This is a genomic window from Candidatus Eisenbacteria bacterium, assembly GCA_026388185.1.
In the GTDB taxonomy this organism is placed as follows: domain Bacteria; phylum Eisenbacteria; class RBG-16-71-46; order JAFGJU01; family JAFGJU01; genus JAPLKG01.
On record JAPLKG010000008.1, the window covers coordinates 498,590 to 523,771 of the forward strand.

The 25,182-nt window shown below is 56.8% G+C and carries 20 protein-coding genes; 8 read left to right on the top strand and 12 right to left on the bottom strand.

Going from position 1 to position 25,182, the window contains the following annotated elements; translation table 11 throughout:
- Positions 1-10: 10 nt before the first annotated feature.
- Both NTX17_04910 and uvrA read left to right on the top strand, forming a co-directional pair.
- Positions 11-3,817: a tetratricopeptide repeat protein gene (locus NTX17_04910; GenBank protein MCX5800709.1), complete on the top strand. Its 3,807-nt coding sequence runs from the start codon at positions 11-13 to the stop codon at positions 3,815-3,817.
- A 59-nt stretch (positions 3,818-3,876) separates the two neighbouring features.
- Positions 3,877-6,756 carry an excinuclease ABC subunit UvrA gene (uvrA, locus tag NTX17_04915; protein MCX5800710.1) on the top strand — a complete coding sequence of 960 codons (2,880 nt, stop codon included), beginning with the start codon at positions 3,877-3,879 and terminating at the stop codon, positions 6,754-6,756.
- A gap of 323 nt (positions 6,757-7,079) precedes the next feature.
- Here uvrA and NTX17_04920 read toward each other — a convergent pair whose 3' ends face one another.
- Positions 7,080-7,409 carry a hypothetical protein gene (locus NTX17_04920; GenBank protein ID MCX5800711.1) on the bottom strand — a complete coding sequence of 110 codons (330 nt, stop codon included), beginning with the start codon at positions 7,407-7,409 and terminating at the stop codon, positions 7,080-7,082.
- Positions 7,410-7,486: 77 nt separating this feature from the next.
- Here NTX17_04920 and NTX17_04925 point away from each other — a divergent pair.
- A protein-coding gene (locus tag NTX17_04925; protein MCX5800712.1) for an IS3 family transposase occupies positions 7,487-8,616 on the top strand; the annotation gives its coding sequence in 2 pieces (ribosomal slippage) (positions 7,487-7,739 and positions 7,739-8,616; 1,131 coding nt in all).
- Here the strand turns inward: NTX17_04925 and NTX17_04930 are convergent.
- The 11 genes from NTX17_04930 to NTX17_04980 all read right to left on the bottom strand — a co-directional run bounded on the left by NTX17_04930 (position 8,576) and on the right by NTX17_04980 (position 19,500).
- Positions 8,576-10,663, bottom strand: coding sequence for an AAA family ATPase (locus NTX17_04930; GenBank protein MCX5800713.1), 2,088 nt, complete (start codon positions 10,661-10,663; stop codon positions 8,576-8,578). The two genes, NTX17_04925 and NTX17_04930, sit on opposite strands and share 41 nt — an antisense overlap.
- The gene (locus NTX17_04935; GenBank protein ID MCX5800714.1) at positions 10,660-10,872 is read right to left on the bottom strand and encodes a hypothetical protein; all 213 of its coding nucleotides are present in this window, start codon (positions 10,870-10,872) and stop codon (positions 10,660-10,662) included. Before NTX17_04935 ends, NTX17_04930 begins: the two co-directional genes overlap by 4 nt.
- Before the next feature lie 74 nt (positions 10,873-10,946).
- Positions 10,947-11,594 (bottom strand): hypothetical protein, encoded by a 648-nt coding sequence (locus tag NTX17_04940; protein MCX5800715.1) that lies wholly within the window; start codon positions 11,592-11,594, stop codon positions 10,947-10,949.
- Positions 11,595-11,825: 231 nt separating this feature from the next.
- Entirely contained in the window at positions 11,826-12,794 is a 969-nt protein-coding gene (locus tag NTX17_04945; protein MCX5800716.1) for a hypothetical protein, read from the bottom strand.
- A 72-nt stretch (positions 12,795-12,866) separates the two neighbouring features.
- Positions 12,867-13,565, bottom strand: coding sequence for a hypothetical protein (locus NTX17_04950; GenBank protein MCX5800717.1), 699 nt, complete (start codon positions 13,563-13,565; stop codon positions 12,867-12,869).
- Between the two features lie 66 nt (positions 13,566-13,631).
- A complete protein-coding gene (locus tag NTX17_04955; GenBank protein MCX5800718.1) occupies positions 13,632-14,492 on the bottom strand; it encodes a hypothetical protein in 861 nt (286 codons plus the stop codon).
- Between the two features lie 108 nt (positions 14,493-14,600).
- Entirely contained in the window at positions 14,601-15,791 is a 1,191-nt protein-coding gene (locus NTX17_04960) for a serine/threonine-protein kinase (protein MCX5800719.1), read from the bottom strand.
- Positions 15,792-15,881: 90 nt separating this feature from the next.
- The gene (locus tag NTX17_04965) at positions 15,882-16,916 is read right to left on the bottom strand and encodes a TIR domain-containing protein (GenBank protein MCX5800720.1); all 1,035 of its coding nucleotides are present in this window, start codon (positions 16,914-16,916) and stop codon (positions 15,882-15,884) included.
- Positions 16,917-17,012: 96 nt separating this feature from the next.
- Complete coding sequence (locus tag NTX17_04970; GenBank protein ID MCX5800721.1) at positions 17,013-18,041, bottom strand: hypothetical protein; 1,029 nt, start codon at positions 18,039-18,041, stop codon at positions 17,013-17,015.
- 103 nt (positions 18,042-18,144) lie between these two features.
- Positions 18,145-18,576, bottom strand: a complete 432-nt coding sequence (locus NTX17_04975) for a hypothetical protein (protein ID MCX5800722.1) — start codon at positions 18,574-18,576, stop codon at positions 18,145-18,147.
- A gap of 723 nt (positions 18,577-19,299) precedes the next feature.
- On the bottom strand, positions 19,300-19,500 hold the full coding sequence (locus tag NTX17_04980; protein ID MCX5800723.1) for a hypothetical protein: 201 nt from the start codon (positions 19,498-19,500) through the stop codon (positions 19,300-19,302).
- A gap of 128 nt (positions 19,501-19,628) precedes the next feature.
- Here NTX17_04980 and NTX17_04985 point away from each other — a divergent pair, with 128 nt between their 5' ends.
- From NTX17_04985 to gcvPB, 5 genes are all read left to right on the top strand, one after another.
- Entirely contained in the window at positions 19,629-20,366 is a 738-nt protein-coding gene (locus NTX17_04985) for a L,D-transpeptidase (protein ID MCX5800724.1), read from the top strand.
- Positions 20,367-20,633: 267 nt separating this feature from the next.
- Positions 20,634-21,731, top strand: coding sequence for a glycine cleavage system aminomethyltransferase GcvT (gcvT, locus tag NTX17_04990; GenBank protein ID MCX5800725.1), 1,098 nt, complete (start codon positions 20,634-20,636; stop codon positions 21,729-21,731).
- Positions 21,732-21,755: 24 nt separating this feature from the next.
- On the top strand, positions 21,756-22,136 hold the full coding sequence (gene gcvH, locus NTX17_04995; protein MCX5800726.1) for a glycine cleavage system protein GcvH: 381 nt from the start codon (positions 21,756-21,758) through the stop codon (positions 22,134-22,136).
- Positions 22,137-22,227: 91 nt separating this feature from the next.
- Positions 22,228-23,694, top strand: a complete 1,467-nt coding sequence (locus tag NTX17_05000; protein MCX5800727.1) for a glycine dehydrogenase — start codon at positions 22,228-22,230, stop codon at positions 23,692-23,694.
- On the top strand, positions 23,687-25,168 hold the full coding sequence (gcvPB, locus tag NTX17_05005; protein ID MCX5800728.1) for an aminomethyl-transferring glycine dehydrogenase subunit GcvPB: 1,482 nt from the start codon (positions 23,687-23,689) through the stop codon (positions 25,166-25,168). Before NTX17_05000 ends, gcvPB begins: the two co-directional genes overlap by 8 nt.
- The last annotated feature ends 14 nt before the right edge of the window (positions 25,169-25,182 follow it).

Below are 25,182 nucleotides of genomic sequence, written 5' to 3' on the forward strand. Positions count from 1 at the left end.
TAGAAACAAGATGAAGAAACCTACCTTACGGCTTGATATTGTGTTAGTTGTGGCGGCGCTGGTGGTCTTTGGACTGACAAGTGGCGCTCCGGTCTTGAGCTACGGAGCGTTGGTAGATGAGGGGCCTGCTCTCGGGGGCGGGGGCACGGGTGCCAGCTTCCAGGCTGGCGGCGCGACCTTCTCGAACGAGGCCGCCACGGGTTCGACGGGGAAGGATGCGGGGATTCCTGGGGGCAAGGCGGCAGGCGGTTCCGGGAGTGCGGCTCTTGATTACGCTGAGAAGCTGATACGCGAGGGCATGCTGGACGTCGGGGAGAATGAGCTACTGAGGTTCATGGAGACCGAACCCTCGCCGGCGTTGCGCCAGCGCGGCGCGCTTCTCCTCGGAGACATAAAGTTCTCCCAATCGAAGCTTGTTGAAGCCGCTACTCGCTACCTGCGCGCTTACGAGGCCAACCCGCAGGGTGAAGGCGCCTGCGACGCGCTCTACAAGGCCGGCCAATGTAGCTTACTCTCGTACAACTACGAGCAGGCGATCCTGATCTTTCGGAAGGTCGTCAAGCTCTTTCCGGACTGTGCGCAGTCTTGCCCGGCCATGACGGCTCTTGGTAGAGCGTTCTTGGGATCGGGTGATTACGAAGAGGCGGCGAGGACGTTCGAGCAGGCGCTGGTCGCTTGCGGAGGCGCGGAGAAGAACGCGGAACTCCTCTATTGGCTGGGAAAAGCGGAGACGCAGATCAATCGCGACAGGGCGAGGGAGATTTTTCAAGACCTGCGACGTGCCCATCCGGGGACTGAGCCCGCCTTCAACGCTTCGCTGGAGCTCTCGAAGATTCTGTTCGACGACGGCGACACTCAGGGTTCCCTCGACGTTTTGGAGGACGCGCTTTCCTACAAGGTTGACAAGACGCTTCTGGCCAGGGCGTCCGCGAGGCGGGGGGAGCTGTTCGACCTGACGGGTAGGCCCAAGGACGCTGCCAGAGAGTTTGCCGAATGTTTCAGCGCGTCACAGGATTCCGCACTCTGTGAGGCGTGCAACGTGAACGCGCAGACGGCGTATCTTTCGTGCGGCGATTATCGCCAGGCAGACTCGATCGCGCAGAAACTATTGTCAGGCAAGTTCGCCGCGAGGGCGCGGCGCATGTCGCTTCTCACGCGGGCGCGGGCGAGCAGAGCCCAGGGGAAGAATCAAGACGCTCTCGATTTCATTTCCAGGTTGGGTTGCGGTACGGAGATTGACTCTCTATGTTGCTCCGCGAGCCTGGAAGAAGGTGAGATAAAGGAAGCGCTCACTCAATTTGGAGGCGCAACCGTATCGTACCTTCGAGCATTGACTCTCCCAGGCCCGGACAGTCTCCACGCCGCCGCACTCATGCACCTCGGAGATTTGTGTGCCAAGCGCACGGGAGAGCCGGACAAGGCACTGGGATATTACAGTCTTCTTCTAGACCGCTACGCCGGTGATGAGACGAGCAGCCGCGCGCTCAATGAAATGGCGAGACTCTACGAGACGAAGGGTGAGTTCGCCAGGGCTTCGGACGTATATCGTAAGCTTGCCAAGGATTACCCGCTCGGCCCCTATGCGGACGAGGCACTGGAGCGAGCGGAATCGCTTGACTCTCTCTTCCCGAGCAAGATCGGAGAGCGTGAGCTCAAGAAAGTGACGACCCTCCTTCTTTCGGCGGCGTCAGGCTCCGCAGGTGGCGACACCCTGCTTGAACGGGCGGCGTCCCTCTTCGCCGGACAGTATCACTCGTTCGACGAGGCGAGAATCATGCTGGAGCAAGCACTCGCCGTCGCGACTCCGGACAGAAGGCCCGTCTTGCTTCTACGCCTCAGTGACGTCCATTCGCGCCTTTCGAAAAAACTCGAGTTCGAGGGAAAGACAAGCGAGGCCTCCGCAGAGAAGAGTGCCGCCCTCAAATGCTTGACCAATCTTATCTCTCAGTACCCGGACGCCCCGGTCGCGGACGAAGCAGCGTTTCTCCTGATCCGGGACAGGTTGGAGGGACTCTCCTCGCCGGAGATGGAACGTACTGCCGCGTCGCTCTACACCGAGTTTCTCGGCCGCTATCCGGAGACGCAGAGATTTGCCGACGCGCTCCTGGGAAGGGCCGAGGCGCTCACAAAACTCTCGCGAGCTCCCGGAGACGATTCCTACAACGAGGCCCTCGCCACTTACGACAAGCTCGTCGGCGAGATTCCGCAGAGCCCTCTCATCGCCCAGGCGCACTACTGGAAGGGGAGGGCGCTGGCCGGCGCCGGAAACGTGGACGCGGCGGAGCAGGAATTTGGAATCGTGTTGGCGAGCTACCCTGCGAGTGCCGTGGCTGCCGACGCGGCGTACGAACTCGCGGAGTGTAAGCTCGCGAAAAGACAGCTCGACGAAGCGATCGCCCTATACGAATCGGCGTATGAGAAGACAAGAAACAGAAACCTCAGAGAGAGAGCCCTCGCGAGAAAGGGAGATTGCCTGCTCGTGCAGGGGAAGTTCGACGAGGCCATTCACGAGTACGAGTACATACTTGAGCGCGACCCCGGTGGAGCGTTCTCGGACGACTTGCTCGTCAAGGAGGCCGACGCTTACCTGGACCGCGGCATGCTGAAGAAGGCGTCCGAGAGCTTCGAGCGATTGGCCGCCCGGTTCCCCAAGAGCCCACTTCTTTCTGAATCACTAAAGAGGAAGGCGGAGGCCGAGGCAGGAGCGGGTGATTTCAAGAAGGCCAGGGCCACGTACGAGCAGATTGTGGAGAGATTCCCCGAGTCCCGCTCGGACACAACTGTGATGATCGGCCTTGCGCGCGCGAGCTTCGAGGCCGGCGATTACAAGTCCAGCCTCGGGGCCTACGAGCAGGTGCTCAGACTCGACATGAGCGATGGCGGGCGGGCGGAAGCCGCTCGCGGGCAAATCCTCTCCCTGGCAAGAATGGGAGACGACGGGAAGGTTCAGAAGAGGCTCTCGTGGTACGGGAAGAATTTCCCGGGCGATACGACACTCGCCTCCGAAATCGACTTCGAGAGGGGCTTGAGCCTCTTCGACAAGAACCAATTTGAAGCAGCGTACGCAAGTCTCTCGCAGGCACAGGCGAAGTTGCCCGCGCAGTCGAGGATCAGAGCGCTCATCACGATGGGCATGTGCAAGCTCAAACTCCAAGACTTTCCGCAGGCATCGAGCCATTTTGAGGAGGCGCTCGCGCTCGGGCCCGCTGACGGCACTTTGGCGTTCACCGCGTACTTCAAGCTCGGCACCTCGCTCTATGCTCAGGCGAAGTACGACGAAGCTTCGCGCGCTTATCTGAGCGCGGGGGCGGTGTCGCCGGACTCCTCTTCACGGTGCGAAGCGTGGTACAATGCTGGTCTGTGCATGGAGAGGACCGAGAACTGGACGGAGGCCGCCTCCGTCTATGAAAAGGTTGCCGCCGCGTGCAAGGGCAAGCTGAGCCAGGACGCGGTCTTCAAGAGCGGCTACGCCTATCTCAACGCCGGCCAGCGGCCGAAGGCGCTGGAGCGGCTCAAGGCTGCGTTGGAGAGCGGCGCCGATGACGAGAAGCCGGAGATCCAGTACTGGATAGGCGAAACGTACGCGGCGATGGGAGAGTTCGAAAGAGCCGCCTCTGAATTCTTGAAGGTGCCCCTCGTCTACGGCGAAGGCTCTCTCTGGGCAGTGACCGCTCGCTACAAAGCGGGTCTCGCATTTGAAGAGACCGGAAACGTCGAGGCCGCCGCCAAGCAATACAGACTCTTACTGGAAAGAGAAGGTGAAAACTCGGAGTGGGGAAGCATGGCAAAAGAGAGGCTGCAGAAGCTTTCCAAGTGAAGGTTCCCTCCGGTCTCCAAGTGGAGGGTTCCTCCGGGTCGACGCCTGGTTTCATTTCGGTGAGAGGGGCGAGGGAGCACAACCTCAAGAACATAGACGTCGACATCCCGAGGAACTCGCTCATCGTTGTGACGGGCGTGAGCGGCTCCGGAAAAAGCTCACTCGCTTTCGACACGATCTACGCCGAGGGCCAGAGGCGCTACGTCGAGTCCCTCTCCGCCTACGCGCGGCAATTCCTGGGCCAGATGGAAAAGCCCGACGTGGATTCCATCGAGGGGCTCTCTCCCGCAATCTCCATCGAACAGCGCACCGCAGGCGCAAACCCCCGTTCCACCGTGGCCACGGTCACGGAGCTATACGACTACCTGAGGCTCATCTTCTCCAGACTGGGAGTGCAGCACTGTCACAAATGTGGCGCCCTGATAGGCGCCCAGACGCCTTCTCAAATCGTCGACTCGCTCATCGAGGTGGCGAACGGCAAAACCGTCCAGGTGATGGCTCCCATCGTGAGGGGCCGCAAGGGCGAATACAAAAAGGAACTGGACGCGGCGAGGAGACAAGGGTTCCTGCGAGCGCGAATAGACGGAGAACTGGTCGAACTCGAGAAAGTCGAGGCTCTCAAGAAAACCAAGAAACACACGATTGACATTCTCGTGGACAGGCTCACGGCGGATGCAAAGAACCAGTCGAGACTGGTGGACTCCGTCGAAACGGCGCTAAAGGCGGCCGGGGGAGTTGTGAGTGTTCTGGTGGGTGGGGGCGGTGGAGCCGGCGGGGTGGGCGGAAGCGGCAAGGAAGGTTCGGGTGCCACAGCTGGTCGCGGCGGTCCCGCGAAGGAACTGCTGTTCAGCGAGAAGAGGGCGTGCGTTCGGTGCGGAATCGGCTTCGACGACTTAAAGCCCCGCAATTTCTCTTTCAACAATCCCTACGGCGCATGCTCCACGTGCGACGGCCTCGGCACGCGGCTTGAGATAGACCCGTCACTGGTCGTTCCGAACCCGACGCTCTCCATCTCGAAGGGCGCAGTCGCGGCCTGGGGAGCCTCCAGCTCCGTGTGGTTCAACAGCCAGATGCGGGCCCTGGCGAAGCACTACGATTTCGACTTGGACATGCCGTTTCAGGAGCTGCCCGAGCGCGTAAAGGAAATCATCCTCTTTGGAGCCGGGCACGACGAAGTCGAGTTCACCTACAAGAGCAAGAACTTCACGATGAAAGGGAAGAGGAAATTCCCGGGAATCGTCCACGATCTGGCGAGAAGATACAGGGCCACGACCTCGGGGGCCGTGAGAGACTGGTTGGACGGCTTCATGGCTCGGGGGCAATGCCCGGTGTGTGAGGGGAAGCGGCTTAAGCCCGAGAGCCTCGCCGTCACACTCAAGGGGCGAAACATCGCCGAGTACGCGTCTCTCTCCGTCAAGGAAGCCAAAGCACTCTTCGAGAAAATGGAGTTCCGAGGAAGCGAAATCCCCATTGCCGAACCCATACTCAAAGAAATCGTACAGAGACTCAAGTTCCTCTGTGACGTCGGCCTCGACTACCTCACGCTCGACAGAAACGCTGCCACGCTTGCAGGAGGCGAGGCACAGAGATTGAGGCTCGCCACGCAGATAGGATCTAGGCTCAGCGGAGTGCTCTACGTTCTCGACGAACCGAGCATAGGACTCCACCATCGTGACCAAAGGAGACTCCTCGGCACACTCTGCGAACTGAGAGACATGGGCAACACCGTTCTCGTCGTCGAGCACGACAGGGACACGATTCTCTCAGCCGACCATGTGGTCGACCTCGGCCCGGGCGCCGGAGAGAGAGGCGGCTGGCTCGTCGCCACCGGAAAGCCGGCGGAGATTGCACAAAACAGCGCGTCGCTCACGGGCCTCTACCTTTCGGGCAAGAAAGACGTTGAAGTACCTCGGACGAGGAGACGCCCGCAGGGCGCGTGCCTCACCGTGAAGGGCGCCGCCGCAAACAACCTGAAATCAATCGACGTGTCCTTCCCGCTCGGACTCTTCGTGTGTGTGACCGGCGTCTCGGGCTCGGGCAAGAGCACGCTAATAAACGACATCCTATACAGAGCGCTCGCGCGTCATTTCTATTCGTCCCCGGAATCGCCCGGAAAACACAGGGCAATAGAAGGACTCCAGCACATCGACAAAGTCGTGGACATAGACCAGTCGCCGATAGGGAGAACCCCTCGATCAAACGCAGCCACGTACGTGGGCGCCTTCGGCTTCATGAGGTCACTTTTCGCTCAATTGCCCGAGGCCAAAGTGCGGGGATACTTGCCGGGGAGATTCAGCTTCAACGTGCACGGCGGCCGCTGCGAGGCGTGCCAGGGCGACGGCGTCGTCAAGATAGAGATGCACTTTCTCCCCGACGTTTACGTGACATGCGACACGTGCAGGGGCAAGCGATACAACCGCGACACCCTCGAAGTCCTCTACAAGGGGAAAAGCATAGCCGACGTCCTGGACATGACCGTCGACGCGGCGCACCAGTTCTTCCTCCAGATACCGCCCGTTCGGCGAAAGCTCGAGGCGCTCAACAACGTGGGCCTGGGCTATCTCCGGCTCGGACAGCCCGCCACGAGACTCTCCGGAGGCGAGGCCCAGAGAGTGAAGCTCGCGACCGAGCTTTCCAAGGTCGCCACCGGGAAGACGCTCTACATCCTCGACGAACCCACGACAGGCCTCCATTTTGATGACGTGAGACTGCTGCTCCACGTCCTGACCCGACTCGTGGCCGCAGGCAACACCGTAATCGTGATCGAACACAACCTTGACGTCGTGAAAGCGGCGGATCACATCATTGACCTCGGCCCCGAAGGCGGAGATGACGGCGGCCGCGTGGTTGCCCTCGGCACGCCCGAAGAGCTGGCCTCTTGTGCCGCCTCGCATACGGGGAAGGCCCTGAGGGATGTGGTGGGGGTGGGGGGAAAGTAGGGTGTCGGCGTGGTGGTGACGTCAGTGGGGACGTGTGGGGTGAGGTGTACCGGAAGGGGTTTCACAGGTCTCTCATGAGACCAGGCGACATAGGCTGAGAAGCATTCTCGCTCACAAGGTTCACTCCCCGGTCAGGTGTACCCAGAGGACATTTCTCGCACAGTCCTCTCTGCCAAACGACCGAGCTCAGCCGCGGTTGGGCGGGTTTCTGATTCACTTATGATAACTATCGGTCCAAACGGGGCCTGGAGCGAATGGTTATGTGGGGCTACACGTGGACTAGTTGGGCCAGCATATGTACCAATTGATTGGCTGGGGAGCTGCTAGCCCTTCCCGTATCGCCAACGTATGCCTCCGCACTGGCACTGAACCAACTCGGAGCCTTCGGCGTCGGCGAACCAGATTCCTTTACCACACGATGGGCATTTGAAAGACTCGAGGGCCTTCTCACAAGCATCTATGAGCTTGGTGGCCTCAGAGCAAACGACGTCGAAGGTGTGGGAGGCACGGTTGGCCCATGACATGAGTAGCTTGTCCGCTTTGTCCAGGGCATCGATCGCCTCTGTGTGAGTGACGTAGTGATTGTCCTCTTTCTTCTGGAAGGAGGATCTCTTGCCATTCGCTAACAAGCGCTCCAAGAAGTCATGGGCCATCCTGACCTTCCCCCCGAAAACTGGTCCAGTTGAGGCCTCGATTTTGGGGTAGTATTACCCTTAAGGAGGGACTGGACATGAAGGGTTCCCGGTACAGCGAGGAGCAGATAATCGGGATCTTGAAGGAGGTGGAGGCGGGACTGAAGGTGACGGAGGCGTGCCGGAAGTACGGGATGAGTGAGTGGACGTTTTACACGTGGCGGAAGAGGTATCGGGGATTGACGGTACCTGATGTCAGGCGTTTGAAGGGGTTGGAGGAGGAGAATCGTCGTTTGAAGACATTGCTGGCGGAGACGGTGTTGGATAATCGGGCGTTGAAGGATGTTTTGTCAAAAAAATGGTGAGGCCCGCCGCGAGACGTGACGTGGTGGGCTATTTGCGGGGTGGGTATGGGATGAGCGAGCGGCGAGCGTGTAACTTGATGGAAGTGCATCGGTCGACGTGTCGTTATCGAGTGAGAGCGGATCGTAACCGGGAACTTCGGGAGGTACTGAGAAGGTTGGCTGAAGAGCGTTTGCGCTGGGGGCAGGATCGGTTACACGTGCTGCTGCGTCGGCTGGGGTATGTGGTGAACCACAAGAGGACGGAGCGGTTATATCGTGAGCTCGGGTTGTCGTTGCGGCTTCGCAGGCGGCCCAAGCGAGTCAGCAGGGTGAGAGTGGTCTCGGCCTTGCCGGCGCGGCCGAACGAGCGGTGGAGCATGGATGTCATTCATGATCAGTTTGTGGCGGGACGTCGGTTCAAATGTTTGACGTTGGTGGATGACTGCACACGTGAGTCGCCGGCCATCTCGGTAAGCTTATCGATCACTGGAGAAGGGGTTGCGGAGGCACTGGATCGGGTCGGGACTGAACGGCCGTTGCCTGGAGAGATCGTATGTGACAACGCGCCTGAGTTCAATAGTGCTGCTCTTGATCGCTGGGCCTATGAGCACGGCGTCAAGCTCAGTTTTATCGAACCGGGCAAGCCTGTTCAGAATGCTTTCATTGAATCGTTCAACGGGAAGTTCCGGGACGAGTGTTTGAGTCAGCAGTTGTTCTTTGACCTGACTGATGCGAGGGAGAAGATCGAAGCGTGGAGGAGAGACTATAACGAGGTCCGACCGCATCAGTCGTTGAAGAACCAAACGCCGAGAGAGTTTGCGAAGAAGTACGACGAGCAGCTGTCTAAAGAGGGAGAAACCGTGAGGTCACCCCTGGATCAGTAAGAGGGGGGAGGTCAATCCTCCTGTCATTCTTGTCGGCGCGCAGGAAGGGTAGCCTGATGTGGAGGCGCTCTGCGATGAGTGATAGTTCGATGTCCATGATCTTCCGCGCGTCATTTCCTGCTGAGTCTGGGCGCTTTTTGAGGTGGGCGCGGGCATCACCGAAGGTCGTAGTCTTGTGCGACCAGCGGATACCGATATCCGGGGTCTCGTAAGGCAAGAGCGCTCTAAAGGTCCAGTTCTTACTGTCAAGCTGCTGGCGGAGTTCAGCGTACCACTCCCGGTCATGGGTTAGAAGTAGCACCTGCCTCCCGCTGAATTCCTTGTCCAGTACCTCCGCGATCATGCCTCGGTGGTTCCGGTCGAGGCTGACGACCACGTCGTCGAGTATGAGTGGCCGATCCTTGTCCGCTTCTCGCTTGGCCATGGCCAGGAAAATGCAGAGACCAAGACTGTTACGGTAGCCTTCGGAGAGCGTCAGTCTTGGGGAATTCTGCTTGACGCCGTAGAACTTAAGCCCTATGTCGATCGCTTTTTCAGCGTCTTTCGGGACGTAGAGACAGACGGCCTCAATTGACTCTCCCGGGTGCAGGATTGCCCACAACGCCTGTATGTCTGTCGAGATTTCGTCGATCACGGTCTGCGAGCGCAACCTGATTTCGTCCCGGACACCCTGTTCAAGGGAGCTGAGGAACGACGTGAGGGCATGGGCGCGCGCCGCAGAAAGAGCCAGTTCTTTGGCCTCAATCACGGCCTCAGCAACCTCGGCTATCCGCTTGTCCGCCGATAGCTGCTCGACATCAGGAGGGGCGTGCTTTGAGGCGACATCGGCAGCGGTGGTCAGTGGAAGGAGCTTCTTCTCGATTGTTCTTAGCTTCTCTTCCCCACATGACGTGCGAAGTGCCTCGCCGTTGATCTGATCGAGGTATGCTGAGTTCTTAGCCAGGGGGCCTTTGGAAAGTTCATCCCGCCACGACTTGACATCGGCCTTGGCAAGGAGGGTCTTGAGGGACTTAACGCTGTCGCACAGAGCTGCGATAGCCCCCTTGCGGGTGTTGAATGTGTCAATGACATCTTGGAGCCGTCTCCGCTCGGCCTCAATATGCGCCCTAAAGTCGTCGACTGGAATGGACTGCCCGCAGGCTGGGCACTCCACCTCTTCCTCGTCTCCTAGTTTCTCGACGAATTCGTCTGTCGATTGCAGCACCTCTAACTTCTCGGCGATCAACGGCTCGACCGCCTCGGCGAGTTTGGCATTGGCCGCGCGTACAGCGCCGACATGGCCTTTCAGGCCAACGTCGGCTGCATCCCGAAGAGCAAAATATCGCTTCTGCTCTTTAGAGAACCGTTTGACCAGTGTGTCGATAGCTGTCTCCAATTGCTTGCAGTAGGACATGTGGTCTCGTGTGGCAGCCTTGTCCGGGCAATACCTCGAGTGGAGTTCTTCAATCTTTTTGAGTATCTGCTCGTCGCCGTCGGCGCCGAAAGTGAGCCTCCGCTTTCTTTCCACTTCCTGGAGAACGCCCTTGATTTCCTTGAGCTTCGCCTGCTGCTCGACGGATTTAACGAGTTGCCGCAAGTTCTCTGCTGCCACCTCCATTTTGTGCAGCCCCAGAAGAGGAAGTAGAGCGGAGTACTTTCCTCCCTTTGTATCGTGAACGAATGCCGCGACCTCGTCTTGGCGCAGGACGAGGCGCTGGTAGTCCCAGGTACCCATCGCGATTGTCTCAGCTCCTGAACAGATGGAGGACCCATCTGGCTTGATCTCGATTCGTAGTGTCACGTCATCCTTGAATATGATTCTTAGCTCAGTCTTTCTATTCTTGGGCTTGTGGGTGTTGGGGATTGCCCTCTCCTGGTGCTTGCCGCTGTACTCGTGGGCGAGATGTCCGATTCTGCCGCTGTTGAGCACATACTCAATGGCATCCACAAAGCATGATTTTCCTGAACCATTCTCCCCATAAACGACTATGGATTTGCAGTTCGTTTCCAGCAAGACAGGATCGGCTGCGCCGCGAAACCACGCCAGTTGGATGCTCTTTATCCTCATTGCTTCGGCTCCGTCTTGGGTGGGGTGGGGACCATGTCAGCGATGAGTGCCTTCGCGATGCTTGTCAGCTTTGTCAGAGACAGCGGCTGCTCGCTGAGCCCACCACTGAGCAACTTCTCCATTCTTGAGGCGACAGCCTCGATCACAGATGCATGACCTTTGCGTGCTTCGGCGATACGGGACCTAATCCAACGAACCTCATTTGGCATTGGTTTCTCCTCAGGGAACGCCTAGGAATGCTGGATGTGGTTGAAAGTACTCCCATGCTAGGTAACGGTGTGGCTCAACGACGCGAAATCCCACCGCGGATTTTGCGTACAGTGGAGCCGCTTGTTCGCCGTTCCTGTTTCTTGATTACTTTCACCGCGTCATCAAAGAATGCGATGGTGTTGTAATACTTGCACTCTGTCTCTCGGGGGACTTGGTGCATTGCAAGAAACTCTAGGAGTTTTTCTCTTGGTCTTTCCCCATCGCGGCACGGTGATATTGATGGCACGAAGAATACCTTGGGCCAATTCACAGCCTTGACGCGAACTATCTTGACGTTCTTAAGGGGGATGTCGTAATCCGGCATGACGTTGCCCTTTGTCGCGGAGTCATGCTCTAACCATCGCTGGATCATGATTGTTGCATGTGGTGTCGCATGGACTCCGCCGATCCACTCCGCTTTGTCGTACCAAGCTGCTGCGTCCGTGACGGCTTGTCCCATGACGGTGTTTGTTGGATCGTCTACATAGAAGGAGCCGATGGAGATCGAGCCTCTCAGAAGTATCCGGTGCTGCATGGAGTCGACGAGAAACTTCCTGAGGATTGCGAAAAAGGAAGTGATGTCATTGAGTTCTGGCGCTCGTGATCCGCACTTGAGTATAACAAGAATCGTATCGTTGAACGTGAATGTCGTGACGCGGTCGGAAGCGATCCTGCCAAGCACACCTTCGGTTTTCTGGTTGAGGAGTCTGAGGACATAGGATCGTGATTACAAAAAGCGTTCGACCTCGGCATCGTTGTAAGTGGCCGCGCCGAGCGCATCGAGTATTGCTACGATCCCGTTTTGCTGTTCGATTGGAGTTTTCATCTGTTCATCTTCTCGGCGAACATCAACATGAGCCGTTCTGCGGAGCACAGTGAGCAGAATCGGCTCCATGTGATGGTTCGGTCTTTGTCATGGTCTCCAGTAATATTTCGCATCTTTTACTGTAAATGTTCTGTTCAAATCTTCTGCATTGGAGATTTCAATTAGTTGTTTCTGTATGAGATAACCTATGAAACAATTCTTGAGCAATTCATATGTACTTGTCCGAAATAGTGGGAATCCTATATGGGCCAGTAAAGATTTCCATTTAGCTCTATTGCCAGCGATGAAATCAAAAGCATGAGATTCAGTAAATTTTCCTCGTTTGCAATCTTCCCATGTGTAAACATAGGAAAGGTGATTCATGAAGTCGATGGAAAAGCGAGTCGAACAAACCTCTTGTACCCGTCTCCGGAGAAGGAGGTTTTCAATATATTGTTTTAGGGTTAAGAACAACATCGTCACGAAAAGTACAAAAAGAGTCATCTTGATGGTGGCTGGAGAAAAAGGCGAATACTGAGAGATGAAATCTGATGTCTCCTTGACCTTGTTCATCGCAGGCATAAGTGCACCGAGCATGAAGACGAGCCCGAGAGAAGCTAAGCTTCCTGGTGTCGGCTTATACAGCTTTTCGAGATTTCGGCGCTCTTCTTGAAAGCGAGCATCTTCCTTTCTCTTGAGTTCATCTTTCAGTTGCTCGATCTCAAACTCACCGCATTCAATGCGGTGCTTAAGGCGCTCAATCTCCTTATTTGCCTCGTCAAGCTCGTGTTGTGTGAACACGTTGTCATAGATGGGCCTGTATAGCATTAATTCTGCGGGTGTTCTGCGAATTGCCTCATCTTGAATGAATCGGAACAGTTCTGGCATCAGTTCCTGCGCAGCCTTGAAGCGTGCTTCAGCGGTTTTCTTTGACTCCGCGTCAACAAACCTATCTGGATGAATGTGATGACAATATTCCCGGAGCCGCGAATGAAGTTCGATGGGGCTACATTCATCCCGCATGTTTAAGAGATCACGCACCCGTTGGATAATGCTCTTTTGAATGGAATTGTTCATTCTTTCTCTCCCGCCGAACGTCACGGGCGAGCGGCAAGACTTTCCGTCCGCTCCAGCCGGAGATTCGGTAGTTCATTTCTCTTTTGGTTGATCACCCTGTCTTGTCACCACATTGGGTGGAAACTGGGGTTTCTTAGTTGGCTCAGCGGGTTTCGTAGGTTGCTGTGGCACCTTTGGCTGATCTTCAGACATATTTCCTCCCGGGGGTTTCTCTGTTTGAGTGAAATTGACGGTCTCAATCCGTTGCACATCTCGGGGACGTCGCGCCTCGCTCACAGTGAATGGGACCGCGCTCAGAGCCATGAATATGACTCCAAGTACTAGACCTATATTTGCCCTGTACAGGAAGGCAGCTCTGGAGATGTTGTTCTCCATGTTGACGCTTGCGGCTTCCGCATAACTTCGTTCGAGTTCATCTTCAAACTCTTTCTCAGCTTCTGACTCTGACCTGTTCAAAGCACGGTAATACGCCTTGTTGTTTGTGGAATACGCTAGCAGGTCGTTACAGGATGGTAGGACCAAATACTTGTAACGGTGCATGACTCGTACAATGTAGTAGAACGCTGCGATTAGGGCAAGAAAAGCTGCGAGCACACAGACAAGAAAGATGTAGGTCAAGTAGCCTGAAGAGTAGGCGAACAGTTTCACAAACGAAAAAGCTACCCCAGTGAGGCCAGTTAGCACCGCTATGGGTAGCGTAACTGCACCTTCGATCTGTTGTCTGCGGTTGAGCTCAAAGTAATATTGCTCTTTCATCAAATCAACGCTCATGGGATTTCGACCGCTTAGAATCACCGAACGCCAGCAATAACCTGGCGCCGCGCAGCGACGCTCAGGTTATTGTCTTGTCCGCCCTTTTTCTCTCGATGAATCAAGAGACTCGATCATCTTCGTGATCAACCTTGCCGTACAGGCGAGTTGTGCGCATGCCACTTTGGCCGAGAAATCTTGCCAGGTCGCAAGATTTCTGAAAACCCCACCCTGATTCAGCGGAGAGTCTTGAACAAGAGAATAGAAAGTCTTAAGAATTCCCGCGTGTTCGCCGTTGATCACAGGGACTACCACGGGCTGTTTCCTCAGCGCATCAGCCATTCGTGTCGCATACACGTACTGGCGGATGAGTTGGTATGTGTCTTCCCAGTCTTTGAGGCTCTCCAGTTCTACGAACCCTGACACCTTCGCGTAGGATCTCATTCGGCGCATAGCACCGCTTTCCTTGCCGTTAGATCTATTTGTTTGTGCCTTCCAAGGTGATTGGCCGCCGTTGAGGTTTAGTTTGCACTCGACGAAAGCGACCTCGCCCTCGGTCACAAGCACAAGATCGGGCTCAGTCATAGTGCCCCTGAGTTGCCCGTCAACGGTTCTGATGAGGATGCTTAGGAGTTGCTGGATCTCACTATGCTTCTCAACATCACATCCCCAGAACAGGACGGATTCGACAGCTGAAAGACCGAGCACCTCAGATACCACTTGAAGGCCCCTTGGGCCTTCAATCTGGAGGCTGCGGAAGACGTTCCATGTCATGGCGTCTTCACTGTTGGCCACACCGAGGTAAGCCTTGCCTCCATCCTTTCCCGGCTTCCAGAGGCTCTCGCCTGCGAAGTGGTCACGCCATGCCTTCTGGATAAGTACGGGATTGTGCGGGTCGGCGATGAGATTTGTTCGAAAGTCATACTGCGCGAGGTGTTCCGGTATCATTTCTTTGTCTTCTCTCTGGTGAACGGTGGGGCTCACCCTCGGGATGCACAGCGGACTGGCGGGTGGAGCGGCTGGTTATGGCTCGTGACATAGATGCCCAATGCTGACTCACCTCCGCCACCGAAAAGCGGCGAGCCTACGTACTTGTTTCGCACCATCCGGGCCAGTGATTGAAAGCGCCTGTCTCTGGGCATCGAGGAGCCACCTGGACATGGATGGGCGTATGACCTGTTTCCGGCTGGGGCGAGCAGCGACTCCCTGAATGAGAAACGAAAGAAGCGGTGCGGCCTGGCGGTCCAGGGCGAGACGAGATATCAGAGAAGTCAGCCACTGATAATCAAGCAAGAGCGGTTCGCGAAACTTAAACAAGAGACTATCCGCTACGATCCGCGTGAGATCATCCGTGGCTATGGAAGTCAGGGCCCTAGGATTCTGTGTCGTCCTGCGGAAGAAGGCTCGCTTGTGCGTCCTAGCATAGTCCCCTAGGGCGCGACCCCGACTTAAAGGGACGAGCAGGCGACCGACTGCCCGCATTGACTCGGGGCGTCGATCTCTCTCCAGCTGTGTCATCCGACCGATGACATAATCCCACGGCTTGAGGTGACGCCGGGAGCCCCGCGAGCCGCCGGAGGATGAGGGCATGGATGTGCCGACGGGGGAACCAACCAACATGTGCCTGACCGTCCTGCCCAAGGCAAAGATGTCACCCCTAGCATCGACAGATTGCGGATCCTGGGCTTGCTCGGGCGGGAGGTAGTATAGCGTGCCCAGCATGGAGTCCTCACCGCAAGTGAAAGTATGCCAATCCGCGATTCGGCACATCCCAAAGTCTGCGAGCTTGGGATGGCCATTGGTGGCAAAGAGGATGTTGGCAGGCTTGATATCGCGGTGCACTATGCCTGTGTTGTGGGCATATTGCAGGGCCGAACATATGGGCCACAGTATATCCAGTACGGCTTGCTGTCTCATGGGCCCATTCTCAATCATCTTCTCGAGGGATCCGCCCCCGCAGAACTCCATGACATAATACGGATTGTCTGCGTTGACGTTGCAGTCGTATATGGGCACGATGCTCGGGTGGTTCAGCCTGATCATCGCCTGAACTTCGCGAATGAAGCGTTGCTTGTGTCGGTCCAACGACGCCTTGGCTGCAGGAGCTTCCTCGCGAAGTGGCCTGAGAGACTTCAGTACGAGTCTCTGGCCAGACAGCCGATCGAGAACGAGGAACGTGACCGCTACCGAGCCCGATTCAACTTGCCGTATCACCTGATAGTGCTCGTCAATGAGTCTCTCTGCCATCCTGATGTTCCCCCCTAGAGTGCTGCGAGGCGGCTCCGCATGCCCACTGGACCGTGCCGAAGCTCACCAGAGTAGCTGTAACGTCGCAAATCAGCGGCGCGGTTTACCGCGTACGCTGGATCTGTCTGGCTCGGCCGTTCCGTTCTTGTGGATCTTCTGCTTCACATACGTAGGTACCTCTCCTAGCTCCGGTTCCGTGTCGCAATCGAAAATGCACAGCACAAGTTCTTTGAGCCTTTCAGGATCTATGTCTGACTCTTTGCCCCAGTCAAAGGCGTACTTTGACTTCATATAAATTGGAAGGGCTTCATCGGCAGCATCTTCACGGATGATGGCAATGTACTTCCGTTTGTTATCGCCTTGAGCAAGCATGTCGCCTTGAATGACCATTGTCTCCCAGCCCACCCCCCCTTTTCGGAAATCCGCCTTCTCCATGTAGTACTTGTCGCAGACAAGTAGCACCTTCTCCGCCATGATGACCTCATTTGCCATCCATTGTGGAAGGTCAAATCCGGGTTTCAAGTGAAATGCATCAAGACGTGCGTCCACCCCGTGTTCGCGTAACGCTGTGGCCAGCAACTTGACCCAAGATGCGTTGTTCTTGTTGGTTCCAGTGTAACTAATGAATACCCTTGGGTGAGGAATTGGCTTCTCTTCCGACGCGACCTTACGGGCGGCAGAGAGGTTCCGATATGCCTCACGCGTGAAGCAGAACACGTTGAAGATGATGTCCTTTTCTGCGGCAAGAATGGACCGGAGGGCCTCAAAGGAATCCACAGGTGTCATTCCTCCGGCACCCGATCCAAGGAGAGGGATATTGACTATTCTAATCTGATTCGCGGTCGCATAGCGGACAATTTCCCCTGCGATTTGGCTGATTGCCTCCGCTTCAGACGTGATCGTGTTCGCGTTGACCGATGCAGCGTATCCAATCGTACTGGCGAACTCATACCTTGACTCTCGGAAGTGAACCTTTCCATATGGAATGTGGCCGACCATCGTGGGCAGACCGCGTTCGTGAAGGTTCGTGTATACCGAGTGAGTCACCCCCCCACCGCTGTCACACGGAACGATCAGGAGGTCGCATTTTGAGTCAAAGATGCTGCCATGAATGAGATGTATCATCGATTTCCTCTTGCCGAACGTCGCCGTTCACCGGCTCGGCGAAGCCGAGTCCGTGTGCAGCGGCTGGTTCGGCATGATGACTAGCTCATCCCGTGATTAGTCTTCACTCCCAATGTCCATATGTAGCAACAGCACGGCAATATCGCCCTCGAAACTCATCTCGACACTTCGTTCATCAACCGGGAAGTCAATCGCCCGTCCTAGGTTAGCGGTGCGAATCAAGCGAGTGGCGAAGGAGTCGACCTCTGGATTTGCGGTCGCCCCACGCCAACAAGTGAATTCCCCTATGTTGATCTGAGTCCACCCTCGGATGAAATCGTAGAGGTCGCGAGCGAAGTGGAGGTTGCCCAAGAAGGGGATGCCAAGCCCGACGCCTGGCCATGGAACGGGTCCGATTCTACGCATAACATCGCGAAGGATGAAGTAATACTCATCTGGGTCAAGACCCGGAAATGGAACAGGTCCACTCGCGAAGCTTGACTGCAGTCCACCCTGCTGAAGAACACTTGGGAAACTCACGTCTGCCGGCTCCAGCGTCGAGCTCTGTGCCAAGAACTCTGCAAGGAGTGGTGCTGATGCGAAGATCATCTCGCCTGGTTCAGAGAGGAGCCCGAATGCTCCAAGACAACCAGTGGAATTCCGGAACACGACATCATCCATGCCGCGGAATATACCGCGATTGCCGGTGAAAGGCGGGAAGTTCTTGAGCAGGAACAATTGCTCTGCGTCTATGCCCCAATTCTGGTTCTTCGCCTTTTTGTTTTGGATAATACACACACGCTCAACAAGCCGGCGCTTTCCCGCCGTCACAATGGAGATCGCAACCATATCTCCTAGTTCTCTAGTAGTGGGCTTGTCGCGAAAGTTGAACTCGACGTACGAGCGCGGGCCATGGATCTTGTTTGCCGCTATGTGGATCAGTCTGCCATACGACTTCTCGTTAATCGCGGTGACGAGTCTCGTGATGATCGAAACTTCATTCTCAGCGGATGCATATGCTTGGCTGAGGGCATCGTAGGCGGCACGGACAACCCCGTTCTGGAAGTTGACAAAGTCGGTGTCATGGGCCAACTGTGCGGCAATTTCAAAGAACCTACGCATACTCGGTTTCCCTATTCTTCTCATTCTGTCGTGCCGAACGCGCGGGGTCAGCTGCGGCGCGGCTCGCGCCAGACGTTGTTATTGCCTCGGCGCCCCGGCCGCTGGAGCCCGAAGTTAGGCTTCAATCTCATACGTTACCTATGAGGGCCAAGGATAAGAACCAGAACACCATGAACATGATGTAGAGGCCCTTGGTCGCACGAAACATGAGGTTCGATCTAGGTCTCTCCTCCATGGTGTTGTACTGGAGGAGCCTCTCCAGCTCCCGGGCCTTCTCCTGATAGTAACGAATGAGCTGTTCGAGGCGCCGCTCGTAGCCGAAGAAGACGAAGGTAACGCCCAGCCCGATCACTCTGAATGCGATGAGCACGGAGTGCGTGACACCCTTCTCCGGCGAAATAAGTCCGAAGGCCGCTGAAACCGCGGCCGCTGAGACGGCAAAGTAAACAGAGACCATGACAAAGCGAAGAGAACTGTAGTGGCGAAGATAGAGATTCGCTTCCGTGTACTCTTGATCCCGATGAGGTTGGATGGGTGTGTTCTGGAGAGTGCCCGACATGGTTTCTCCCGAGTCTGATGAAGCCCAACTACTGGTCATGCCGTTTCGAGATAAGTACCTTTAGAACGTCTTCTCTTCCGGATAACACTCACGGTTTAGTGGTCTCTATCTATCTCGGCCTTATGCACCTATGCTCAATTGTGAGAACTGCCTCGGTCTTATGCGGGTTCCGTCCATAACCGGGTGTTTTGTCGTAGAATTCAATCCGTGACGGTCCTGCCCGTTGCCTTTTCATTCTCGGTACACTCGCCGGTGAAGACGTGTATTTTGCCTGAGCGCGCAACTGTTGGTTCTGCCGCTGCCGATGGAGCAGTCGCGTTCAACCTTTGAAAGATATCACACAATGTACATCATGTCAATCGTTTAATCAGCCTTCATGTTGGCATGTCACGTACATGGTTTGGTCACTGTTTTCTCGCGTCACAGGCACAAAATAACAAGTTGATTTGTAGAGGCGCCGTAGCTATATTGTCGTTCTGGTAGAGCCACGCTTCCAACGGGACGAGTGCAAGAACTTGAAGAAAATGATGGCTCGGACGCTCAGCGCCTTACCGCTAGGCGGAAGCGTCAATCTTCTTGTCTGAGAACGCAGGTGGGGATCTGTGCGGCGGTCCGGCTGACGCACCAGGATTGGGGTATTACAGGAATTGACTAGTGTGATTGAACGGCGTCAACGGCTGGGGTTTCTGATTCTCACCGTTTTCCTTGCCTTGAACCTGTTATCTATTGGCATGGCTGCAGCGCCGGTCCCTCCAGCGGAGGCCGAACCGCCTGCATCGGTGGCGTCGCGACCACCGGCAGAGTCTCTACGGGGAGCGCCATCCTTCTCATGCACCAGCGCGACTGCAGTGTCACCTGAACCCGCAACGTCCCCAGCATCGCCGTCGTCGCCACCTCCTGAAAAGCCGCTTCGGCTGGTGCCACCCTCACCTCCTGCAACCCCGCCTTCCCCGGAGCTGTCCCCATGGGGAGCGCCGTCCTTCGTGCCATCGCCTCGCATTGCCGGTGAGGCGCAAACGTGCACCCTCGCGGTTGGGGAGGGGCTGTACGCCGTGTGTCGGCAGCGCGGGCTCTCGCACTCGGCTGTTGCCCGCGCCAACCGCATCGCCGATCCCAATATTGTGCAGTTGGGCAAGGTGCTGATCCTCCCCACTCGATACATCTTACCTGCGGTGCGAGACGAAGGGGTGGTCGTCAATATCCCCGAGTACCGCCTTTACCTGTTCCGTGGGGGAGCGCTTCGCGCAGTCTATCCAATCGCAGTCGGCCTGCCGACGTGGCAGACGCCGTTGGGTTCCTTTACCGTGACTTGCAAGGTGAAAAACCCGGCCTGGTACATGCCGCCGGAGTTGGCGGAGCGCGAGCACGTCAAGCGTGAAATCATACCGGCTGGACCGGAGAATCCTCTGGGAGACTTCTGGATCGGGATTTCCTTGAAACACGTCGGAATCCACAGCACGAACTCTCCCATGACGGTGGGGCGCGCGCTGAGTCACGGGTGCATGCGCCTGTACCCCGAGCACCTCGATGTGCTGAGCACGGAGGTCACGGTTGGCGAATCAGGCGAGATTCTCTACTTGCCTGTGAAAGTCGCCCTTGAGGGAGACGATGTGTTGGTGGAGGTTCATCCCGACGTTTATGGTCTTGTGCCTAACCTTGGCAAGGCAGCCCAGGAACGTCTCAAGGCTCTCGGTGTGTGGGAAAGGGTGGACATTGCACTTCTCCGTCGCGCAATCTTCGAGGCCCGAGGCATCCCCGTTGCTGTCAACGTTTCCGCCAACACGCAGTAGCTGATCTGCAGGGCGAGGTTGACAGTTCTGAATCTTCGCCTCTGCATCATCCACTTTCAGCGGACCCCGCCAGTGCGAGATTGGCGCGTCTCATTCCGACTCAAGATGGCGCCGGCTAGCGGCACTCTTCTGTTGTTCGCTTCCTTGCAGACCAGATGCGCGTGTGCTATTATGCTACGCGTGTTTTTGGTCGCCTACGCTAGGTCGCATGGCCGAGGTCAGGTAGTAATAACGGGTGCAGACGCAGGGCAATAACAGAGGACTTTCATGGTTAAAGAGATTCCTCTCGTTCAGACGCACCGCGAGCTTGGGGCACGCCTCGTCGAGTTCGCCGGCTGGCTCATGCCGATACAGTACGCGGGGCTCGTGGAAGAGCACAAGGCCGTAAGGGAGGCCGTCGGCCTTTTCGACGTCTCCCTCATGGGGGAGATATGGTTTCGGGGCCCGAGCGGCGTAGAGGCTGCAGACCGGCTTGTCACAAATGACGTTTCCTCGCTCGAGCCAGGCGCTTCTCTTTACTCGCCGATGTGCAATGAGCGCGGCGGGATCGTCGACGACGTCCTCGTCTACAGGGTGGGGGAAGACGTTCTCTTTGTCGTGAACGCCTCCAACACGGACAAGGATTTCGAGTGGATCCGTTCCCACTGCGATAAAGCCGTGCGGATCGAGAATCTCTCCGCCGAGACCGTTCAATTGGCCTTGCAGGGGCCCAAGACGGAGGAGGTTCTTGCGACGGTGGGGCTCGGCGGACTGGCGTCTGTCGGACACAACAGGCTCACGAACGTGAACTTCCAGGGGAAGGACGTGCTTGTTGCGAGGACAGGCTACACCGGCGAGGATGGATTCGAGTTCTATTACAAGAGAAATGGCGCTGACAGGATTTGGAAGGCGCTCTTCGATGCCGGGAGCCCCCTCGGGTTAAAGCCGATTGGATTGGGCGCGAGAGATACGCTCAGGCTCGAGATGGGATACTGTCTCTACGGGAATGATATTGATGATGCTACCACTCCTCTCGAAGCAGGACTGGGGTGGACGGTCAAGCTTGGCAAGGCGGGCTTCATCGGAAAGGAAGCTCTTGTCGGGGAGAAGGCGAGCGGCCTCAAGAGAAAGCTCGTGGGGATGGAGATGCTGGAGAATGCGATTCCGCGCAAGGGCTGCCCCGTGGCAACCGATCCCGGGGCCAGAGAGATAGGCGTCGTGACGAGCGGGACATTCTCGCCGTCTCTCCACAAGGGACTTGCGATGGGATACGTACCGCCGGAGAAGTCCATCGTTGGAACGGAGCTATCCATTCTTGTGCGCGGAAAGGAATGCAAGGCGCGCGTCACGAAGCTGCCTTTCTACAAGTGTGGCAGTCGGAAATAACAACAGATAAGAGCGAGGAGAGAAATGGTACCGGAGAACCTCAAATACACTGACCAGCATGAGTGGGTGCGCGTTGAAGGTGATACGGCGGTGGTCGGCATCACCGATTACGCGCAAGGCGAGCTCGGAGACATCGTGTACGTGGAGCTTCCGCTAGTGGGTTCATCCACCGCGGTCAAGAAGGCCTTCGGCGTCGTCGAGGCCGTGAAGACGGTCAGCGATCTTTACGCTCCTGTCTCGGGCCAAGTGACGGCCGTCAATGAAGGGCTCGCGACCGATGCTGTGGTAGTGAACAAGAGCCCTTACGACGAGGGCTGGATGATAAAGATCAAGATGTCTAATCCTTCCGACGTTGATTCTCTCTTGAGCCCCGCCGAGTATAAGAAGCTTATAGGGAAGGAATAGACAAATAGGAGCCGAGTACTGGCGGGCAGGCGGGGAAGTACAAATAGTTGGAACGGGCCCGGAATAGGTGACGAACGGGCGAGGATTCGTGATGGCGACTTACGTGGGCCGAAGCGAGAACGAAAGACAGGAGATGTTGCGCACCGTCGGAGTGCGGGCGCTCGAGGATCTCTTGAGCTCTGTGCCTCCTGCTATCAGAGGGAAGGCACGAATTGCCCTTGAGGACGGCCTTTCCGAATTCGACATGGCGGCGTCCATGTCGGAGCTTGCTTCAGAGAACGCTTCTTCGCGCGGCGCGGTCTGTTTTGCGGGCGCGGGCGTGTACGATCATTTTGTCCCGGCCGCGGTCCGGCAGTTGCTTCTGAGAAGTGAATTCTACACGTGCTACACGCCGTATCAGGCCGAGGTGAGCCAGGGCACGCTTCAGGCGATATTCGAGTTTCAGTCGTTGATGTGCAGGCTCACGGGAATGGACGTGTGCAACGCGTCCATGTACGACGCGGCGACTGCTCTGGCCGAAGCCGCCCTCCTCGCAGTCAACGCGACGGAAAAGAGGAGAGTCCTCGTTTCTGCGGGTGTTCACCCGAACTACAGAAAGGTGCTCAGCACTTATTGCGCTGCCGCCAAGATTGAAGTCGAGGAAATCCCTTTGGACGGCGGTACTACTGATGTCACTAAATTGGCGGCGGCCCTGGAAGAGGTCGCACCGAGAGGAGCCGCCCTCGAAGGAGGAGCAGCCCCGAAACAGGGAGCACCCCCAACACACGGAGCGGCTCTGAAAGGTGGAGTCGCCTGCTTCATACATCAGCAGCCAAATTTCTACGGCGTGGTGGAGGACACGAGCCGGTTGGGGGAAGTGCTATCCGGAAATCCTGCCTTGCTTGTGTCCTGCGTGGATCCGCTTTCGCTTTCGGTCCTGGAGCCGCCTGGGAGCTACGGTGCTGACGTGGTCGTGGGGGAGGGGCAGGCGTTAGGGAGCGCGATGAATTTCGGGGGGCCTCTGGTTGGCTTTTTTGCGTCGCGCAGTGAATACGTGAGGCGCCTACCTGGGCGCATCGTGGGAATGACGACCGACAATTCCGGAAGGCGCGGCTTCGTTCTCACACTTCAGACGAGAGAGCAACACATAAGACGTGCCAAGGCGACGTCCAACATCTGTACTAACGAAGCTCTGGTAGCGCTCACCGCCACCATCTACTTGGCTCTGGTGGGCGAGAGAGGACTCAAGGAATTGGCGTCGCAATGCCTGGCAAAGAGTCACTACGCGGCGGAGAAACTAGCGGGCCTTGACGGATTCTCTCTCGCGTTCGAACAGCCGTTCTTCAAAGAGTTTGTTCTGAGGTGCCCGGTTCCGGCGGAGGCTCTGGTCGAGGGGGTTCTCTCGAAGGGTATGCTGGCCGGCGTGCCGCTTTCTCGTTTTTCGGATAACGAGAAGCTTCTTCTCGTGGCAGTGACCGAGAAGAGAACAAAGAAGGAGATCGATGGTCTCTGCACAGCCGTGGATGAAGTAGCGAAGGGGCTCCGGCTGAGTGGGGGGAGTAAGTCCAAACATGGATAAAGACAAGTGTTGCGAAACCGCTGCACAGCCGCGCGTCGTGGAGCCTCTCGTTTTTGAGCTTCACTGCGAGGGGCACAACTCGTTCTCGCCTCCGCGGCTTGATGTGCCGAGTGCCGCCATTGCAGATTTGATACCTCACCATCTCCTGCGCAATAAGGGTGCCGAACTGCCCGAAGTCAGCGAGCCTGAGGTCGTGAGACATTTCACGAGGCTCTCCTCACTGAACTACCACGTGGACAAGGGCATGTATCCTCTCGGTTCGTGCACGATGAAATACAATCCGAAGGTGAACGAGGAAGTCGCTGCTCTGCCTGGGTTCAAGGACCTCCATCCGCTCTGTCCTCCGGCGGCAGCGCAGGGAGCGCTACGGCTCATGCATCTTCTTGCGGACGCTCTTTGCAGGATAACCGGCATGAGAGAGTTCTGTCTCCACCCTGCCGCAGGAGCGCACGGCGAGCTTACCGGAATGATGATCGCGGCGGCCTATCATCGCGACAAGAAAAACCGGAAGGACACGGTCCTCATACCCGACTCCGCGCACGGCACCAACCCGGCCAGCGTCAATCTCGCCGGATTCAAGGTCGTGGAGGTGAAATCCGGTAAGAATGGCTGCGTAAACGCCGAATCCCTGAAAGCGGTCATGGGTGACAACGTGGCCGCCTTGATGCTCACAAATCCGAACACGCTGGGTCTTTTCGAAGAAGACGTGCTTGAGCTGGCGCAGATTGTTCACTCCGTGGACGGCCTCATGTATCTTGACGGCGCAAACATGAATGCTCTGATGGGCGTGGCGAAGCCGGCGGACATGGGCTTTGACATAATGCACTTGAACCTCCACAAGACTTTTTCCACGCCTCACGGTGGTGGAGGGCCTGGCTCCGGGCCGGTCGGCGTGAGCGAGAAGTTGCGAGCGTTTCTCCCCGTGCCTCGGATAGTAGGGGAAGAGACCAGCTTTACCCTCGACTACGACGCGCCGAAGAGCATCGGGATGATACACAGCTTCTACGGGAATTTCGCCGTGATGGTCAAGGCCTACGCGTACATACTTTCGCTGGGCGGAAAGGGGCTCGAGGAAGTGTCGAGGGAAGCGATCCTCAACGCAAACTATCTTAAGGCGCTTCTTTCGCCGTACTTGGACGTTCCATACGACAAACCCTGCATGCACGAATTCGTGCTGTCCGGGAAGAGGCAGAAGGCGTTGGGCGTGAGGACTCTCGACATTGCGAAGAGGCTCCTGGACCTTGGGTTTCACGCTCCTACCGTCTATTTCCCGCTCATCGTCGAAGAAGCCCTGATGATAGAGCCGACGGAGACCGAGACCAAGCGAGAGCTGGATAGGTTCGCTGGCGCCATGAGGACGATCGTCGAGGAGGTGGAAAAGAATCCCGACCTGGTGAAACAGGCGCCTTCCACCACGCCTGTCGGCAGACTCGATGAGGGTAAGGCGGCGCGCGAGCTGAGGCTCAAGTGGTGACGGAATCCCCTGGT